Source organism: Sphingomonas sp., from assembly GCF_032114135.1.
GTDB lineage: Bacteria > Pseudomonadota > Alphaproteobacteria > Sphingomonadales > Sphingomonadaceae > Sphingomonas.
Map to the genome: position 1 here is coordinate 1904022 of NZ_DAMCTA010000001.1, position 17964 is coordinate 1921985.

Consider the following 17964-nt stretch of genomic DNA (forward strand, 5'->3'; position numbering starts at 1 on the left):
GTTCGGCGGCGTTTCGATAAAACTGGCGTGACGTTGCCTTTTTGCTGCGGTCGCGAGACTCACACGCCGCCGGGCTCGTCCAGTCCCTGCCGGCTGGGCGTGACCGGGAGACGGCGGGGGCCGAGCCAGTGGCCGGCGAGCAGCACCGGCTCCAGCACGGCCATGCCGATCAGCACCGCGATCAGCCGCTCGATACCCGGCAGCACGTCGCCATCGGCATAGCTGTCCGGCACCAGCATCACGAGCACGGCGAGCGTGAACTGGGTACCGACATAGCGATAGCTATGCGGTCCGTTCTCGATGCCCCGCCCGATCGCCACGCCGAGCGCAGTGCCCGCGACCAGCACCGGCGCATGGCCCTGGGCGAGGAACAGGCAGACCGCGGACAGCGCCGCCCCGGCCAAGCAGCCGACGAAGCGCTGCGCCAGCCGCACGCTCACCGGCACCAGCCCGCCAGCGCCGAGCCCATGGACCGGCACCAGCATCACCGCCATCACGCCCACCGCGCTCTGGGCGAGGGCCGGCAGCGCCAGCGCGCGTGCCACGCCGATCAGCAGCGCCAGCGCCACGCCGGCCTGCGCAGCATGGCGGAACGCAGCGGGGTGCCACAGCGCGACCACCGGCGGCGGGGTGGGCGGCGCCGGCCAGCGCCGCCGCAGCGTGAGGGTCGAGACGATGCTCACCGTCGCGCAGGCGACCGTCCCCGCCACCGTCTCCAGAATGCGGGTGAGGACGAACTGGTCGAGCGCCGTCCCCGGTGTCTCGATCTTGTCGAGCAGCACCATCGCGAAGGTTAGGCCGAAGAACAGCCAGGCATAGGCCCGCCGCGCGGTGAGCGCGCGGTAGAGGCTGAGCGTGCCCACCACCATCATCGCAAGCGCTGCGCCCACCCAGCTGGTCGCGACGAGCGGCGCCAGACCCAGCGCGAGCAGCCCGCCTGCGACGGTGCCGACGATCCGCAACAGGCCGCGCAGCACCGTCTCGCTGGCATGGCCGCGCATGACCATGTAGCCGGCGAACGCCGCCCAGGCGACGTTGTCGCCGCCGATCGCGTGCGCCACCAGGATCGCCAGCAGCACGGAAACCACGCACTCGCCGATGTCGACGGTGCGTGGGCTGATCCGCGCAATCAGGGCGTTCCAGGTGGCTGCGATACGATTCATCTCATCCGAACAGCTCGGCGAGGAAAGTGGTCATAGCCTGCCAGCTGCGACGATCGGCCTTGGGCTCGAACGCGACCTTTGGGTTGTCGCCACCCTTGCGGCTGACATCAGTGAAGGCATGGCCGGCATGGCCATAGGCGTGGAGCTGCCAGTCGGCGCCCGCTTCGGTCAGCTCCTGCGCCAGCGCGACGGTCGCCTCGGGCGGGGCGATCGGGTCTTCCCAACCATGGCAGACCAGCAGCTTGGCGGTGATCGGCGAGGCATTGGGATACCCCGGCCGGTCATAGACGCCGTGGAACGAGACGCCGCCGAGGATCGGCAGCCCGGCGCGGGCCATGTCCAGCACGCACTTGCCGCCGAAGCAGAAGCCGATCGCCGCCATGCGGGTGCTGTCGGCCTGTTCGAGTCCCGCCAGCGCCGCGAGCGATGCTTCCAGCCGGGCGCGCAGCAGCGCGCGATCCGCGTTCATCTCCGCCATGTAGCGGCCCATGTCCGGATCGCTCAGCGTGGTGCGCTTGCCCTGGCCGTAGACGTCCGCGACCAGCGCGACATAGCCGAGCGCCGCCAGCGCATCGGCCTTCACATTATCCTCTTCCTTCTGGCCGAGGATGTTGGGCAGCACCAGCACCGCCGGCCGCTTGCCCGAAACCGCATCGTCCCATGCCGCCACGCCCTCGAACGGGCCGCCCGGGCCCTCATAGACCAGCGTCTGTCGAACCAATGCCATGCGTGTCGTCTCCTGCGCTTGTCCCTGTCGCCCCTTCCGCTAAGGACGGCGACGCGCAGTTACAAGGAGATCGCCCATGCCCACCCTCGTCCTGATCCGCCACGGCCAGTCGGCCTGGAACCTGGAAAACCGCTTCACCGGCTGGTGGGACGTGGATCTGACCGAGCAGGGCGTGCGCGAGGCTACCGCCGCGGGCACGCTGATGAAGGACAAGGGGCTGGACTTCGACCAGTGCTTCACCAGCTTCCAGAGCCGCGCGATCAAGACGCTGCACCTGGCACTGGAGGCTATGGACCGCTTGTGGCTGCCGGAAGAGAAGGACTGGCGGCTCAACGAGCGCCACTATGGCGGCCTGACGGGCCTCGACAAGGCGGAGACCGCCGCGAAGCACGGCGACGAACAAGTGAAGATCTGGCGCCGCAGCTTCGACGTGCCGCCGCCGCTCCCCGAAGCGGGTTCGCCCTGGGACCTGACCCAGGACTCGCGTTATGCCGGCATCGCGATCCCGCAGACCGAGAGCCTGAAGGACACGATCGCCCGCGTGCTGCCTTATTGGGAGCAGCGCATCGCCCCTGAGCTCAAGGCCGGCAAGCGCGTGCTGATCGCGGCACACGGCAATTCGCTGCGCGCGCTGGTGAAGCACCTGTCGGGCATTCCCGATGACGAGATCGTCAGCCTCGAAATCCCGACCGGCCAGCCGATCGTGTACGAGCTGGACGGGGACCTGAAGGAAATCGAGCGCTATTATCTGAGCGAGCGGTGATGATAGAGGAATAGCCCCTCCCCTTCAGGGGAGGGGTTGGGTTGGGGCCGTGTCTCACCGAGACCAACAGGCGTTCTGGAATCCCTCCACCCCCAAACCCCTCCTCCAAGGAGGAGGGGCTTAGATTGCAATCACCGCGGCCCCAGGTTCGCCGGGATCGTCGCCCGGTACTGCGGTGCCACCCGCGCCTTGCTCGCCTGCTCGTATGCATAGCCGGCGCGCAGCAGCATTCCGTCCGCATAGGCCGTGCCGATGAACGAAAGCCCCGCCGGCAGCCCGTTCACCAGCCCCATCGGCACCGTGAGGTGCGGATAGCCCGACACCGCCGGCAGCTCGCTCGCCGAGGGGCCGACGAACTGGTCGCCATGCGCGGGGTCGCTCAGCCAAGGGGTGCCGTAGGTGGGCGTCACCAAAACCTGCGCCCCCGCTGCCTTGAGCATCGCGTCGATCCCCTCCTGTCCCGCCAGCCGTTGCGACTTGGTCCTCGCCGCCTTGTACTCGGGATCGTCGAGGCCCTTGGTCGCCTCGGCCTTCAGGAACGTCTCCTGGCCGAAGAGCGCCATCTCCTCGCCCGTATGCGCCTGATTGAAGGCGATGACGTCCGCCAGCGTGCGCACCTTCACCGCCGTCGGCGTGGTTGCGAGATACGTCGCGAGATCGGCCTTGAGCTCGGTATAGAGCACCAGCCCTTCCGCCTCGCCCAGCCCGTCGAGCTTGGGCAGCTTCACCTCCACCAGCGTCGCCCCCGCCGCGCGCAGTTCGTCCAGCGCCTTGTCGAACCGGGCGCCAAGATCGTCCGCCATCTCCGGCCGCCAATAGCCGATCCGCATGCCCTTCAGCGCATCCGCGGTAAGACCGGCCACATAGTCCTTGCGATAGCCGTTGGCCCCCTTGGTCGCCGGATCTGCGGGATCCTCGCCGACCATCGCCGAGAAGAGCAGCGCCACGTCCGCCACGCTCCGCCCCATCGGCCCCGGCGTATCCTGACTGTGGCTGATCGGCACGACCCGGGTGCGACTTACCAGCCCGAGCGTCGGCTTGAGCCCGACCAGCCCGTTCATCACCGAGGGACACACCACCGAACCATCGGTCTCGGTGCCGACCGCCACTGCCGCGAGGCTCGCCGCCGCTGCCGCGCCCGATCCGCTTGACGAGCCGCACGAGGTACGATCGAGCGCATAGGGATTGCGCACCAGCCCGCCGATTGCGCTCCATCCGCTCATCGAATGGTCCGAGCGGATGTTCGCCCATTCGCTGAGGTTGGTCTTGCCAAGGATCACCGCCCCGCCCGCGCGCAACTGCGCCACCACCGGCGCGTCGCGGCCGGTGCGATTGTCCTTGAGCGCGAGGCTGCCCGCGGTGGTCGGCAACTCCTTCGTCTCGATATTGTCCTTGATCAGCACGGGCACGCCATCGAGCGGCCCCAGCGGCCTGCCGGCCTTGCGTCGCGCGTCGCTGGCGCGGGCCTGGGCGAGCGCATCCGGGCTCACCGCGATCACCGCGCGCAGCGTCGGCCCCTTCCGGTCGATTGCGGCGATTCGCGCGAGATAGGCAGCGGTGACCGTCGCACTGCTAATCTTGCCGGACGCGAGATCGGCGGCAATCCTGGTCGCCGGCACCTCGACTATCTGCACCTGCGCCATCGCCGGACTCGCCACCGCTGCCGCCAGTACCACCGCACTTCGAATCCGCATCGGTCCTCCCCTGTGTCGTCTTCGCGCTAGCCTACGCTACCGACGACGGGGCGCAATCCCACGCCATGGGGCCGACAAATGTCAGTCCTCGGCCTTCCCGGCCGGATAGACCTTGCCAACATGGGGCTCGCCGCGTGTGGCGGCGAAGCGCTCTTGCCGCTGCCGCTCGCGGTAGCGTTCGCGGTCCGCATCGCTGCGCTCGTCATAGCACGCCGCACAACTCACCCCCGCCTCGAAGCGCGGCTCGCGGCGATCCTGGACGCTCACCGGGCGGCGGCAGGCGTGGCAGAGTTCGTAGCTGCCGGGCGCGAGACCGTGGCCCACCGTCACCCGCTGGTCGAACACGAAGCATTCGCCGTCCCACAGGCTCTTCGCCTCGGGAACCTTCTCCAGATAGTTGAGGATGCCACCCTTGAGGTGGAACACCTCGTCAATGCCCTCGGACTTGAGGAACGCGGTGGATTTCTCGCAGCGGATGCCGCCAGTGCAGAACATCGCAACCTTGGGCGGCGTCCCGCCGCGGCCCAACAGTTCCTCGCGATGCGTGCGGAACCAGTCGGGGAAGTCGCGGAAGCTCTTGGTGTGCGGGTCAATGGCGCCGCGAAAGGTACCGGCGGCGACCTCATAGTCGTTGCGCGTATCGATCACGATCGTGTTCGGGTCGGCGATCAGGTCGTTCCAGTCCTCCGGCGCGACATAGGTGCCGACGCTGGCGAGCGGATCGATGTCCGGCTGGCCCATCGTCACGATCTCGCGCTTGAGACGCACCTTCATCCGATAGAAGGGCTGCTCGGCGGCGCGGGCATACTTCACGTCGAGCCCGGCGCAGCCCGGCAGCGCGCGGATATGGTCGACCACCGCGGCAATGGCATCGTCGCTGCCGGCAATCGTGCCGTTGATCCCCTCGCGCGCGAGCAGGATCGTGCCCTTCACGCCCTGCGCACAACACAGCTTGGCCAGCGGGCCCTGCAGCGCCGCCGGATCGTCGAACCGGGCAAATTGGTAGAGCGCCGCCACGCGGATCGGCAGCGCGGCATCGTCCGCAACCTGAGTCATTTTGGCGACTGTACCGCAGCTGGGTCGTTTAGACCATGAAGCTTTCGCCGCAGCCGCAGGTGCCCTTCGCATTGGGGTTCGTGAACACGAAGCCCGCAGTGAAATCGTCCTCCACCCAATCCATCGTCGAGCCGATCAAGTAGAGCACCGAGGCGCCGTCGATGAAGAACAGCCCGCCGGCGGTGTCGATCTTCTCGTCGAGCGGCTTGGCCTCGGCGACATAGTCGACCGAATAGGCGAGGCCCGAGCAGCCCTTGCGCGGGGTGGAGAGCTTGACGCCGACCGTACCTTCCGGCGCCTTCGCCATCAGCGCGGCGATGCGCGCCTCGGCGGCGGGGGTGAGGAGCAGCGCGGCGGGGCGCTGGCGGGAAGTGGTCACGGTGGTCATCGTCTCTTCTACCTTCTTGAGCCCCTCCCCTTCAGGGGAGGGGTTGGGGGTGGGGCCTGACCGATCCACAAGTGCGTCGCTCGTGGAGAGTCCCCCACCCCAACCCCTCCCCTGAAGGGGAGGGGCTTAGATTGGGTTACAACATCCCCAGTTCCAGCTTCGCCTCGTCGCTCATCTTCTGCGGGTCCCAGGGCGGATCCCAGACGAGGGCGACATCGGCCGTCGCGATGCCCGGCACCGCGCTCACGCGGAGCTCGACCTCGCCAGGCATTGATTCCGCCACCGGGCAATGCGGCGTCGTCAGCGTCATGGTAATCGCGGCGTGGCCGTTCGCGGTGATGTCGACCCCGTAGATCAGCCCGAGGTCGTAGAGATTGACCGGAATTTCCGGGTCGTAGATCTCCTTGAGCGCGTCGATCACCGCCTCGTACAGCGGCCCGCCCGGCTCGCCGGCGCCGGCCTCGACGGGCTTCTGCGACAGGAAGCCGGAAAGATAGTCGCGCTGCCGCTCGGCGGCGGGCGCTGCGACGGCCTCGTCGACGCGCGCCTTGGGCGGTGCCTCGACGGCGTCGACTTCTTCCACCACGATCCTGCGTTCTTCGTTCATCCGAAGATCCTCGTCACTCGTTCGATACCCTTCACGAGCGCGGCGACGTCCGCCGGCCCGTTATACACGCCGAAGCTCGCCCGCGCGGTGGCGGGGACCTCCAGCAACTCCATCAGCGGCTGGGCGCAGTGATGCCCGGCGCGGATCGCGACATTGCCCTCGTCGAGGATCGTCGCGACGTCGTGCGGGTGCACGCCCTCCACCGCGAAGCTGACGATGCCGGCGCTATCGGCCGGCCCGTACAGCCGCACGCTGTTGATGCCCGCGAGCGCGGCGCGCGTCTCGGTGACCAGCGCGGTTTCGTGCGCGTGGATGCGGTCAAGCCCGATGCCGTCGACATAATCGATCGCCGCATGCAGCCCGGTCACGCCGACGATGTGCGGGGTGCCCGCCTCGAAGCGGCCCGGTGGCGGCGCATAGGTGGTCTTGGCGAAGGTCACGCGATCGATCATCGAGCCGCCGCCCTGATAGGGAGGCATCGCGTCGAGCAGCTCGTAACGGCCCCACAGCACGCCGATGCCGGTCGGGCCGTAGAGCTTGTGGCCGGAGAAGACGTAGAAGTCGCAGCCGAGCTCGGCGACGTTCACCGGCAGCCGGGCCACCGCCTGGCAGCCGTCGATCAGGATCTTGGCGCCGACATTGTGCGCCAGATCGGTCGCGCGGCGGACGTCGAGCACCGAGCCGAGCACGTTCGAGACATGGGCGAGCGCGACCAGCTTGTGCCGATCGGTCAGCATCGCCGCCATCGCATCGAGGTCGATGCGATGATCTTCGGTGAGCGGCACCACGTCGATCTGCGCGCCGATCTTCTCGGCCGCCATCTGCCACGGCACGATGTTCGAGTGGTGCTCGAGCGCCGAGAGCAGGATGCGATCGCCGGCCTTGAGCTGGGTGGCGGCATAGCATTGCGCGACGAGGTTGATCCCCTCGGTCGCGCCGCGGACGAACACCACTTCTTGCGCCTCGCCGCCGATGAACTTGGCCACGCGTTCGCGCGCCGCCTCGAAGGCGAGCGTCATGTCGGCCGAACGCTGGTACACACCGCGATGGACGGTGGCATAGGTCTCGCCATAGCCGCGCGCGATCGCATCGAGCACCGGGCGCGGCTTTTGCGAGGTCGCGGCGGTGTCGAGATAGGCCCAGCCGGCGGGGATCGCGGGGAAGTCCGCGAGAACGTCGAGCGGGGCACCCTGATCCTCCCCGGCACGGGGAGGGGGACCGCCGGCGAAGCCGGTGGTGGAGGGGAGGCTCGACCCGGCGATGGACTCGTGGAGGTCCCCCTCCACCACGTCGCTGCGCGACGCGGTCCCCCTCCCCGTGCCGGGGAGGATCTGATCGGTATCGCTCACAGCGCCGCCTCCAGCCACGTCGCCGCATCCGTCGCGAACGCCTCACGCACCGGCTCCTCGCCGATCCGCGCCAGCGCATCCGCCACGAAGGCGTGGGTCAGCAGCGCCTTGGCCTGCGACTCCTCGATGCCCCGGCTCTGCAGATAGAAGAGCGCGTTGCGATCGAGCTCGCCGACCGTGGCGCCATGCGCGCACTTCACGTCGTCGGCGAAGATTTCGAGTTCGGGCTTGAGGTTCACCGTCGCGGTGCGCTGGAGCAGCAACCCGCGCAACGACTGTTCGCCGTCGGTCTGCTGCGCGCCGCGCGCCACTTCCACCCGCGCGGCGAGGCTCGCCACCGACTGGTCTGCCGCGACCGCGCGCCAGATCTGGCGCGAGCTGCCCTCGATCTGCTCGTGGCGCACCGCGACCGCTGCTTCCTGCCGCTGCGTTCCGCTGGTGAGCAGCGCGCCGCCCATCTCGGCGAACGCGCCCTTGCCGGTGAGCGTCAGCGCGCCGTCGATCCGGCTGCCCATGCCGCCGGCGCCGAGGAAGATCGAGACGAGGCTCGCCGCCTCGCCGATTTCCGCCTCGTCACGGATCGAAACGAAGCCGCCGGTCTGGACCAGCCGCACCGAGCGCATCAGCCGCGCGCCCTTGCCGAGCGCGATCGCGGTCAGCCGGTTCGCCCAGCCGGTGCCGGCGAAGGTCTCGACTACGGACGCCACGGCATCATCGGCGAGCAGGATGCGCGCGGGTACATGGTTCTCGCCGCCGGTGCCGATGTGGACGATCTGGATGCAGGTCGCGGCATGCTCCGGGCCGAGATGCAGCGCCCAGCCCTCGCCCACGGCAAGGCTGCCGAGCGGGTGATCGGTCGCGGCGATCTGGCGGGTGACTTCCACCGGGCCCGGACGGCTATGCGCAGGCTCGAACACGCCGTCGACGAAGCACAGGCGCGGGCCCTCGATGTCGAGGAACAGGCTTGCCGCATCGACGCCCGCCGGCGCCTGCGGGCTCTCGGCCGCGGCGCGCAGCGTGTCCATGTCGGACCAGCGCCATGCCTCCGCCTTCTTCGTCGGGAGATCGAGCATTGTCACGCCGCCAGCGCTCCATAGCCTTCGCGCTCCAGCTCCAGCGCGAGTTCGGGCCCGCCCGAGCGGACGATGCGGCCGCCTGCCAGCACATGGACGAAGTCTGGCTGCACATAGTCGAGCAGGCGCTGATAATGGGTGATCAGCAGCACCGCCTTGTCGGGCGCACGCATGATGCGGTTGATGCCCTCGCCCACGGCCTTCAGCGCGTCGATGTCGAGGCCGGAGTCGGTCTCGTCGAGGATCGCGAGCTTGGGGTTAAGGATCCCCATCTGCACCATCTCGTTGCGCTTCTTCTCGCCACCCGAGAAGCCGACATTGACCGGCCGCTTGAGCATCTCCGCATCCATGCCGAGCGCTGCCGCCTGGGCACGCGCCAGCTTGAGGAACTCGGCGCCCGAGAGCGGGGCTTCGCCGCGATTGCGGCGCTGGGCGTTGGCCGCCTCGCGCAGGAACTGGACGTTGGACACGCCGGGGATCTCGACCGGATATTGGAAGCCGAGGAACAGACCGACTGCGGCCCGCTCATGCGGGGCCAGCTCCAGCAGATCCTGCCCGTCGAAATCAACACTGCCGCTGGTCGCCTCATAGCCATTACGACCGCCGAGGACGTACCCGAGCGTCGACTTGCCGGCGCCGTTGGGCCCCATGATCGCGTGCACTTCGCCCGCGTTCAGCGACAGGGTCAGGCCCTTGAGGATTTCCTTGCCGTCGACTTCGGCGTGCAGGTTCTGGATGTTCAGCATGGGGTTCAGATCGCCACGGTCACGAGAGAGAGGGTGTTGGGCTTGACGCCCGCGTCATAGGCATCGACCAGCGTGCCGCCGGGCAGCTTCCACATGATCTTGTACTGTTTGGGCGCAGTGACGCTGGCCTTGATGTCGGCTTCGATCGCGTCGAGCACCGGGGTCAGCTTGCGCCACGCGCTCGGCTGGTAGGGCCGATCGTTGAGCAGCAGGCGGCCGGCCTGGAAGTCGGAATCGAGGAAGTCACGGCACTGCTTGATCGCGCCGTCGACCTTGGCAGCGCGCGCACCCGCGTCGGCCGGCGCGGTGCCGATCGCGCGGACGATGCAGCGCGCATGGTTGGTCGCCGCGCCGAACTGGGCCGCGCTGTCGATCGCGACGCCGCCCTGAAGGGCGAAGGCTGCGGCAAGAAGGGCGTTCAACATGCACGATACTCCTGCAGGCCCGGAACGCGGCCCTGCGTCGTCACTACATCAGCCGACATGAGCGCAGGCTGAGCGGGGGCAGCGGGGCGGCTCACCCCACTGATCCTTCGAGCGAGATGCCGAGCAGCTTCTGCGCCTCGACCGCGAACTCCATCGGCAACTGCTGCAGCACTTCGCGCGCGAAGCCGTTGACGATCAGCGCCACCGCAGCTTCCTGATCCAGCCCGCGCTGCAACGCGTAGAACAGCTGATCGTCGCTGATCTTGCTGGTGGTTGCCTCATGCTCGATCTGCGCACTGGGGTTCTTCACCTCGATATAGGGCACGGTGTGCGCGCCGCACTGGTCGCCGAGCAGCAGCGAGTCGCACTGGGTGAAGTTGCGGACATTCTCCGCGCTCGCCGCGACGCGAACCAGGCCGCGATAGGTGTTGTCGCTGCGCCCCGCCGAGATGCCCTTCGATACGATGGTCGAGCGGCTGCCCTTGCCCAGATGGATCATCTTGGTGCCGGTATCGGCCTGCTGGCGATTGTTGGTCACCGCCACCGAGTAAAATTCGCCGACGCTGTTCTCGCCCGCCAGCACGCAGCTGGGGTATTTCCAGGTCACGGCCGAGCCGGTTTCGACCTGGGTCCAGCTCACCTTCGAGTTACGGCCCTGGCACAGCGCCCGCTTGGTGACGAAATTGTAGATGCCGCCGACACCGTTCTCATCGCCCGGATACCAGTTCTGGACGGTCGAATATTTGATCTCGGCATCGTCTAGCGCAACCAGTTCCACGACGGCGGCGTGCAGCTGATTCTCGTCGCGCATCGGCGCGGTGCAGCCTTCGAGATAGGAGACGTACGCGCCCTTGTCGGCGACGATCAGCGTGCGCTCGAACTGGCCGGTATTCTCCGCATTGATGCGGAAATAGGTGGAGAGCTCCATCGGGCAGCGCACGCCCTCCGGCACATAGACGAAGGTACCGTCGGAGAAGACCGCGCTGTTGAGCGTGGCGAAATAATTGTCGCGCTGCGGCACCACCTTGCCGAGCCATTTCTGGACCAGCTCGGGATATTCGCGGATCGCCTCGCTGATCGACAGGAAGATGACGCCCGCTGCCTTCAGCTCGGCGCGGAAGGTCGTGGCGACCGACACGCTGTCGAACACCGCATCGACTGCGATCTTGCGCGCGCCCTCGACGCCGGCGAGCACCTTCTGCTCCTCGATCGGAATGCCGAGCTTCTCGTACGTCCGGCGGATTTCCGGATCGAGCTCGTCGAGGCTGGTGATCGTCTTCTTCTGCTTCGGCTCGGCGTAGTAATACGCGTCCTGATAGTCGATCGGCGGCACGTCGAGCTTGGCCCAGTCCGGCGCCTCCAGCGTCTGCCACAGGCGGAAGGCCTTCAAGCGCCAGTCGAGCATCCATTCGGGCTCATTCTTCTTCGCCGAGATGTAGCGGACGGTATCCTCGCTCAGCCCCTTGGGCGCGAACTCCTGTTCGACGTCCGAGGCGAAGCCCCATTCATACTTCTTGTTCGCGGCGGCGAGCGCCTCGGCATTCTTGGTGGCCATCAGAAAGATACCTGGCTTTCCCCGGCGAGCACCGGAGAAGGAGAAGAAAGGTCGGAAGCGGAAGGCGCGAGCCCATGCACCGGTAGGGCGGCGCTCGCAAGCGCCGGCGGGCTGCTGAGACTGGCAAGGCTGACCTGCGCGAGCGCCGAGCGGACCGCATCACTCACCACGCCCCAATGCGGCTTTACCCGACAATTGCCCTCAACGGCGCAATCATGCCGCGCCGTATCGACACAAGTGGTGAGCGCGATCGGCCCCTCAATCGCCTCGACGATGTCCGCGAGACTGATCGCTGCAGGGGGGCGGGCGAGTCGGAAACCGCCACCGGTACCGCGCGCGCTTTCTATCAAGCCGGCGGCGGAAAGCTTGCTCACCAGCTTCTGCACGGTAGGCAGCGGCAATCCCGTTTCGGTGGAAAGCAGCGTCGCGTTGAGCCGGCACGACGCACCGCACTGACGCGCGGCAGCGGCCAGCATCACCACGGCATAGTCGGCAAGGCTCGAAAGACGCATCGACTCCCAATCGGACAAAGTTGATCCGATTGGGCATGTGGGCCTAGCGGTCGCCGAGGTCAACCGTCTCTGGGATCACGTCAGGGAGAAAGTGGAACTTCTCGTTCTCGAGCGTGGCGGCCAGCACCGGATCGATGCCGTCGCGCAGCAGGCCGGGCGTCTGACCGGTGAAATGCTTGATCTCGTTGATCATGTGCGACTGATCGGCGAAGGGCGCCATCACCTCGTCGAGCGGCGCGCCCTGGTGGATGCGCATCGCGGCGCCGATCGCGCGGAACTTTCGCCGCAGATGGTTGGGGGGACCGGCATAATATTCCTTGCACAGCCGCTGCACCTGGCGCTGGCCCATGCCGGTTTCGGCTTCCATGGCGTCGTACAGCGCATCGATCGTCGGATCGCCCGAGGCCGCCCATTCGCGGACGATGCGGAGGAAGGCGACATGCGCCTTGGGTACACGTCGCGCGGAGTCGATCCGGCGGAGCAGGAAGGGTTCGACCGCGGCAACCATCTCCTCCAGCGTGCCGAGGTCGCGGAGCTGCGCGTGCAGCGCGTGGACCTCCGCCCCGAAGATCTCGCCCCCGTCCACCAGCCGGTCCGCCACGAGATTCGCCGGGCGGCCGACCAACGTGCGCCAGCCGATACCCCGCAAGGAGATGCCGAAGCAGCGGAAGGGCCCTTGGATACGGTAGGTCCAGTGCGCGGTACCGGGGCCGTTGACCACCACCGGCAGCGTTGTCTCGCCGTGCCCGTTCGGGAAATGGACCATGCCCTCCCCCTCCAGGAAAAAGCGCCACTGGCCAAGATCGACGCGCTCGACCCCCTCGATGCACGGCGCATCGATATGCGCGAGATAGAAGCTTTCGACGTGCGGTATCAGCCGGCCCGCAGACGGCTGAAAGCGAATATTCAATGGCGGGCGTGCCCCCGCGCTACCGCGCGCGGCTAGTGCAAGCTGGCCCTCCTCGTCGCCCCGCATGCGAAGCTGTTCCCCCGTGCTTCGGTTCGTCGCACATCTGGAGCATGGCGGCGCGGAAAGCGCAACGGAAAAGAGGCCCGGCCGGTTGCCCGGCCGGGCCCAAAGGAAAGGGTTCCCCCCGTTAAGCGGAACCCCTCGGGTCGCAGGGATGCTCTACCCGATTCGGGAGGCCCGGTATTGTACGGAATCGACATTCCGGCCTTTGACGACGTTTGCCTTGCAATGCATGAGGGCAGGCATGGGCAAGATTCTTCGAAAAGCAGTCTTTTCGCTCGACGCCGAACAGGCGCACCGCGCCGCGATTCGCGCGCTTTCGGTTTGGGGCAAGGCAGGCACGCCGTTTGCCCGCGGCCCCGAACGCGGCAATCCCGTGACGATCGCCGGCCTGACGTTTCCGAACGTGGTCGGCGTCGCCGCCGGGCTCGACAAGGATGCCGAAGCGATTTCGGGCCTGTTCGGGCTGGGGTTCGGTGCGGTCGAGGTCGGCACACTCACGCCGAAGCCGCAGCCTGGCAACCCCCGTCCCCGCCTGTTCCGGCTTCCCAAAGACGAGGCCGTCATCAATCGCATGGGCTTCAACAATGGCGGCATCGACGCAGCGCTCGCGCGCATCGCGGGACTGCGATGGGCGCCGGGCGTGCTCGGGATCAATGTCGGCGCCAACAAGGATTCAAGCGATCGGGTCGCCGACTATGCTATCGGCGTGCGCAAGGCCGCGCCGCATGCGGACTATGTCACCATCAATGTCAGTTCGCCCAACACACCCGGCTTGCGCGACCTGCAGTCCCGGCCCGCGCTCGACGAGCTGCTGGCGGCGGCGCACGCGGCGCGCGGCAGCACCCCCCTGTTTCTCAAAATCGCGCCCGATCTGGATCGGGCCGGGCTGGAGGGCGTGGTCCGGGCGGCGATCGACCATCATGTCGACGCGCTGATCGTATCCAACACGACCATTTCGCGCCCGCCGCTTGCGTCGGAGCGCGCGAACGAGGCCGGCGGGCTGTCGGGCAAGCCGCTCAAGGATCTGGCCCGCGCCAAGCTCCTTGAAACTCGCGCGATTTCCGGGGGACAGTTGCCTCTGATTTCCGCGGGCGGCATCGACGGGCCGGACGAGGCCAAGCGCCGCATCGACGCGGGCGCGGTGCTGGTGCAGGTCTATTCGGCCCTGGTCTATCATGGGCCCGGTCTGGCACGCAGCATCGCCAGGGCATTCGCCTGACCGCTTGCCTCACGGGCAAAGCGCGTTACGCCTAACGCCATGAAGAAAATGGTCGCGCTGCTCCTCCTGCTGTTCACGCCGCTGCTCGCCCATGCCCAAGGCATGGTAAGCGCCGCTGATCCCCGCGCGGCGGCGGCGGGCGTCGAGATCCTGCGCGCGGGCGGCAGCGCCACCGACGCGGCGATCTCGACGATGCTGGCGCTCGGCGTGGTCGAGCCGCAGAGTTCGGGGCTCGGCGGCGGCAGCTTCCTGGTGCTCTACGACGCAAAGACCAAGACGATGACCACGGTGGACGGCCGCGAGACCGCGCCGATGGCCGCCGACGATCATTGGTTCTACGATGCCGCCGGCAAGCCGCTCAGCCATTTCGCCGCAGTGCCCGGCGGGCGCAGCGTCGGCGTGCCGGGTGCGGTGCGGGCAATGGCGCTGGCGCATCGCCAGTCGGGCAAGCTGCTCTGGGCCAAGCTGTTCGCCCCGGCCATCCGCCTTGCGCGCGACGGTTTCGTGCTCAGCCCGCGGATGAACAATTCGCTTACCCAGTTCTCGGGTCATGTCGATCCGGCCTATCGCGCGCTGTTCTTCGGTGCCGACGGCAAGCCACTGCCGGCGGGTACAACGGTGCGCAATCCAGACCAGGCCGCGCTGCTCGAGCGCATCGCGAGCCAGGGCCCCGACAGCTTCTATGTCGGCCCGCAGGCGGCCAAGCTCGTTGCGGCGGTGAACGGCGCGGCGCGCAATCCGTCGCAGATGACCACCGGCGACCTCGCCGCCTATGACGCCAAGGCCCGGCCGGTGCTGTGCGGGCGCTATCGCGGCCACAAGGTGTGTTCAATGGGCCCGCCCTCCTCGGGCGGCATCACCGTGCTGATGATCCTGGCGCAGCTCGAACGCTTCGACATGGGGCGTCTCGGCAAGGACTCGGCCAAGGCCTGGCACCTGTTCGCTGAAAGCTCGCGGCTCGCTTATGCCGATCGCGACCTGTATCTCGGCGATCCGGACTTCGTGTCGGTGCCGCAGAAGGGGCTGCTCGACCGCCGCTATATCGCCAGCCGGTCGAAATTGATCGATCCCGCCAGCACGATGACCCGCATCGCCGCCGGTACGCCGCCGGGCGCGCCGAAGCGGGTATCGGCCAAGGTGCAGGAAGTCGCCGGCACTACCGACCTGGCGGTGACCGACGGCGCGGGCAATGTCGTGGAAGTGACCACCACCGTGGAAGGTCCGTTCGGATCGGGGCTGACGGTCGACGGCATGATCCTCAACAACCAGCTGACCGATTTCGACATCGTGCCGGTGAAGGACGGGTATCTCGTCGCCAACCGGGTCGAGGGCGGCAAGCGGCCGCGCAGCTCGATGGCGCCGACGATGGTGTTCGGGCCGGACGGCAAGGTGCGCCTCGCAGTCGGCGCGGCGGGCGGGTCGACGATCATCGCGCAGGTGGCGAAGGCGATCGTCGGCGTGGTCGACTGGAAGCTTTCCGCGCAGGATGCGATCGGCCTGGGGCTACTCTATGCGCCGGGCAAGACCGCCACCGCCGAGCAGGGCACCCAGTTCGATGCGATGCTGCCGGCGCTGCGCGCGCTGGGCGAGGACGTCCGCGCCGCGCCGATGGGCCTCAAGGCCAATGCAATCGAGCGCGTCGACGGCCGCTGGGTCGGTGCCGCCGATCCGCGCAGCGAAGGCGTGGCGATGGATCAGGACGGCACGGTAACGGTTATACAGCGGGTGGGCGCCAAGCCCAACCGCCCGTCGGAATGACGCGGGACGCACGCAGGTAACAGGCGGCGCCCGCTGGGGAGAGAGAATGCGCAAGCTCGAACGTTTCGATAATCTGGTGGCGATGTTCTTTCGGCGGGCCGAGGAGAAGGGCGACGCGCCGTTCCTCTGGCACAAAGCCGGCGGCATCTGGCATCCGACCAGCTGGGCGGAAGCGGCGCGGCAGGTGGCGAGCCTCGCCACCGCGCTCAAGGCGCTGGGCCTGAAGCCTGGCGACCGGGTGATGCTGGTCAGCGAGAACCGCCCCGAATTCTGCATCAGCGATCTCGCGATCATGGCCGTGGGCTGCGTCACCGTCCCCACCTACACCACCAATACCGAGCGCGATCACCAGCATATCCTGGAAAACAGCGGCGCCTGCGCGGTGATCGTCTCGAACACCAAGCTCGCCAAGACGCTGCTGCCGGCGATGCTCCGCTCCTCGGCGGGTCGGATCGTGATCGGCATCGACGACGTCCGGCTGGCGCAGCAAGGCACGCTGGAAGTCCATGATTTCCGCGAACTGATTGCCGCGCATCCCACCGATGCCACTACCGCCGCCGCGCAAGCCACGTTCAAGCGCGAAGACCTTGCCTGCATCATCTACACCAGCGGCACCGGCGGGTCGCCGCGCGGGGTGATGCAGCATCACGGCGCGATCCTGCACAATTGCCAGGGCTGCACCGCGATCATCTCGGAGGACTTTGGCTGGGCGGACGAGGTGTTCCTGTCCTTCCTCCCCCTCTCCCACGCCTATGAGCATACCGGCGGCCAGTTCTTCCCGATCGCGCTCGGTGGGCAGATCTATTATTCGGAGGGGCTGGAAAAGCTCGCCTCGAACATCGAGGAAGTGCGTCCCACCATCATGGTCGTGGTGCCGCGCTTGTTCGAGGTGCTGCGCACGCGGATCACCAAGCAGGTCGAGAAACAGGGCAGTTTCGCCTCCTATCTGCTCGAAAAGGCGGTTGCGATCGGCGCGCGCAAGGCGGCGGGCAAGTCCGGTATCGCCGACGCGCCGATGAACCTGCTGCTCAACGCCACGCTGCGTCCCAAGCTTGCCAAGCGCTTCGGCGGACGGATCAAGGCGCTGGTCTCGGGCGGCGCGCCGCTCAACCCGGAAGTCGGCATCTTTTTCGAATCGCTCGGCCTCACCTTCCTCCAGGGCTATGGCCAGACCGAATCCGCCCCGGTCATCTCGTGCAACCGGCCCAAGGTCGGGCTCAAGATGGACACGGTCGGCCCGCCGATGGACGATGTCGAGGTCCGCATCGCCGAGGACGGCGAGATCCTGGTGCGCGGCGAGCTGGTGATGCATGGCTATTGGCGCAACGAGGCCGAGACCGAGCGCGTGCTCAAGAACGGCTGGCTCCACACCGGCGACATCGGCGAGATCGATGCCAAGGGCCGCATCAAGATCACCGATCGCAAGAAGGACATCATCGTCAACGACAAGGGCGACAATGTCTCGCCGCAGAAAATCGAGGGCATGCTGACGCTCCAGCCCGAAATCCTGCAGGCGATGCTCTATGGCGACAAGCGGCCCTATATGACCGCGGTGATCGTGCCCGATCCCGAATGGGTGCAGGAATTCTGCGCCAAGACCGCGACCCCGTGCAAGTTTCGCAACCTCTCGCGCGATGCCGACTTCAAGGCGACGATCGGTGCTGCGGTGGAGCGGGTGAACCGTGACCTCTCGGTGATCGAGCGCGTGCGCAAGTTCATCCTGGCGGACGAGGCCTTCACCATCGAGAACGAGCAGCTGACCCCCAGCATGAAGATTCGGCGGCATGTGCTCAAGGCGGTATATGGAGAGCGGCTCGACGAGCTCTACTGAACAGGCCTCCCAAATTGGGTATAGATTGGTATTTCATCGAACCGTCTTGGTGCTGTCGCTTCTGCGTCATCGCACGCGCCTAGCGGGCGGGACTGAGAAGCGTCCGGCAGGACGTCCCGGCCACC

General features: G+C 67.4%; 17 protein-coding genes. 4 read left to right on the forward strand and 13 right to left on the reverse strand.

The annotated features are described in order from the left end of the window. Positions 1–59: 59 nt before the first annotated feature. On the reverse strand, positions 60–1163 hold the full coding sequence (locus RT655_RS09130) for an FUSC family protein (protein WP_313536250.1): 1104 nt from the start codon (positions 1161–1163) through the stop codon (positions 60–62). 1 nt (position 1164) lies between these two features. Further along, positions 1165–1890 carry a dienelactone hydrolase family protein gene (locus RT655_RS09135; protein ID WP_313536251.1) on the reverse strand — a complete coding sequence of 242 codons (726 nt, stop codon included), beginning with the start codon at positions 1888–1890 and terminating at the stop codon, positions 1165–1167. 76 nt (positions 1891–1966) lie between these two features. Here RT655_RS09135 and gpmA point away from each other — a divergent pair, with 76 nt between their 5' ends. Continuing rightward, positions 1967–2653 carry a 2,3-diphosphoglycerate-dependent phosphoglycerate mutase gene (gene gpmA, locus RT655_RS09140; protein WP_313536252.1) on the forward strand — a complete coding sequence of 229 codons (687 nt, stop codon included), beginning with the start codon at positions 1967–1969 and terminating at the stop codon, positions 2651–2653. Between the two features lie 131 nt (positions 2654–2784). Here the strand turns inward: gpmA and RT655_RS09145 are convergent, their stop codons facing one another. The 11 genes from RT655_RS09145 to RT655_RS09195 all read right to left on the reverse strand — a co-directional run bounded on the left by RT655_RS09145 (position 2785) and on the right by RT655_RS09195 (position 12968). After that, a complete protein-coding gene (locus RT655_RS09145) occupies positions 2785–4347 on the reverse strand; it encodes an amidase (RefSeq protein ID WP_313536253.1) in 1563 nt (520 codons plus the stop codon). Positions 4348–4428: 81 nt separating this feature from the next. Beyond that, positions 4429–5403 carry a rhodanese-related sulfurtransferase gene (locus RT655_RS09150; protein ID WP_313536254.1) on the reverse strand — a complete coding sequence of 325 codons (975 nt, stop codon included), beginning with the start codon at positions 5401–5403 and terminating at the stop codon, positions 4429–4431. A gap of 28 nt (positions 5404–5431) precedes the next feature. Next, positions 5432–5791, reverse strand: coding sequence for an iron-sulfur cluster assembly accessory protein (locus tag RT655_RS09155; RefSeq protein ID WP_313536255.1), 360 nt, complete (start codon positions 5789–5791; stop codon positions 5432–5434). A 136-nt stretch (positions 5792–5927) separates the two neighbouring features. Next, positions 5928–6398, reverse strand: a complete 471-nt coding sequence (locus RT655_RS09160; RefSeq protein ID WP_313536257.1) for an SUF system Fe-S cluster assembly protein — start codon at positions 6396–6398, stop codon at positions 5928–5930. Next, complete coding sequence (locus RT655_RS09165) at positions 6395–7552, reverse strand: cysteine desulfurase (protein WP_313536938.1); 1158 nt, start codon at positions 7550–7552, stop codon at positions 6395–6397. Before RT655_RS09165 ends, RT655_RS09160 begins: the two co-directional genes overlap by 4 nt. A gap of 191 nt (positions 7553–7743) precedes the next feature. Next, complete coding sequence (locus RT655_RS09170; protein ID WP_313536939.1) at positions 7744–8820, reverse strand: SufD family Fe-S cluster assembly protein; 1077 nt, start codon at positions 8818–8820, stop codon at positions 7744–7746. 2 nt (positions 8821–8822) lie between these two features. Beyond that, the gene (gene sufC / locus RT655_RS09175) at positions 8823–9566 is read right to left on the reverse strand and encodes a Fe-S cluster assembly ATPase SufC (RefSeq protein ID WP_313536259.1); all 744 of its coding nucleotides are present in this window, start codon (positions 9564–9566) and stop codon (positions 8823–8825) included. Positions 9567–9571: 5 nt separating this feature from the next. After that, positions 9572–9991, reverse strand: a complete 420-nt coding sequence (locus tag RT655_RS09180) for a hypothetical protein (protein WP_313536260.1) — start codon at positions 9989–9991, stop codon at positions 9572–9574. Positions 9992–10082: 91 nt separating this feature from the next. Further along, positions 10083–11546 (reverse strand): Fe-S cluster assembly protein SufB, encoded by a 1464-nt coding sequence (sufB, locus tag RT655_RS09185; RefSeq protein WP_313536262.1) that lies wholly within the window; start codon positions 11544–11546, stop codon positions 10083–10085. Further along, entirely contained in the window at positions 11546–12058 is a 513-nt protein-coding gene (locus RT655_RS09190) for an SUF system Fe-S cluster assembly regulator (RefSeq protein WP_313536263.1), read from the reverse strand. Before RT655_RS09190 ends, sufB begins: the two co-directional genes overlap by 1 nt. A gap of 43 nt (positions 12059–12101) precedes the next feature. Continuing rightward, entirely contained in the window at positions 12102–12968 is an 867-nt protein-coding gene (locus RT655_RS09195; protein WP_313536264.1) for a helix-turn-helix domain-containing protein, read from the reverse strand. Between the two features lie 292 nt (positions 12969–13260). Here RT655_RS09195 and RT655_RS09200 point away from each other — a divergent pair, with 292 nt between their 5' ends. Genes RT655_RS09200 through RT655_RS09210 form a run of 3 tightly spaced genes read left to right on the forward strand, consistent with a single transcriptional unit; the run spans position 13261 to position 17839 of the window. Continuing rightward, complete coding sequence (locus RT655_RS09200; RefSeq protein ID WP_313536940.1) at positions 13261–14250, forward strand: quinone-dependent dihydroorotate dehydrogenase; 990 nt, start codon at positions 13261–13263, stop codon at positions 14248–14250. Positions 14251–14289: 39 nt separating this feature from the next. Beyond that, the gene (gene ggt, locus RT655_RS09205) at positions 14290–16008 is read left to right on the forward strand and encodes a gamma-glutamyltransferase (protein ID WP_409530249.1); all 1719 of its coding nucleotides are present in this window, start codon (positions 14290–14292) and stop codon (positions 16006–16008) included. Between the two features lie 46 nt (positions 16009–16054). Further along, complete coding sequence (locus RT655_RS09210) at positions 16055–17839, forward strand: AMP-dependent synthetase/ligase (protein ID WP_313536265.1); 1785 nt, start codon at positions 16055–16057, stop codon at positions 17837–17839. Positions 17840–17964: the final 125 nt, after the last annotated feature.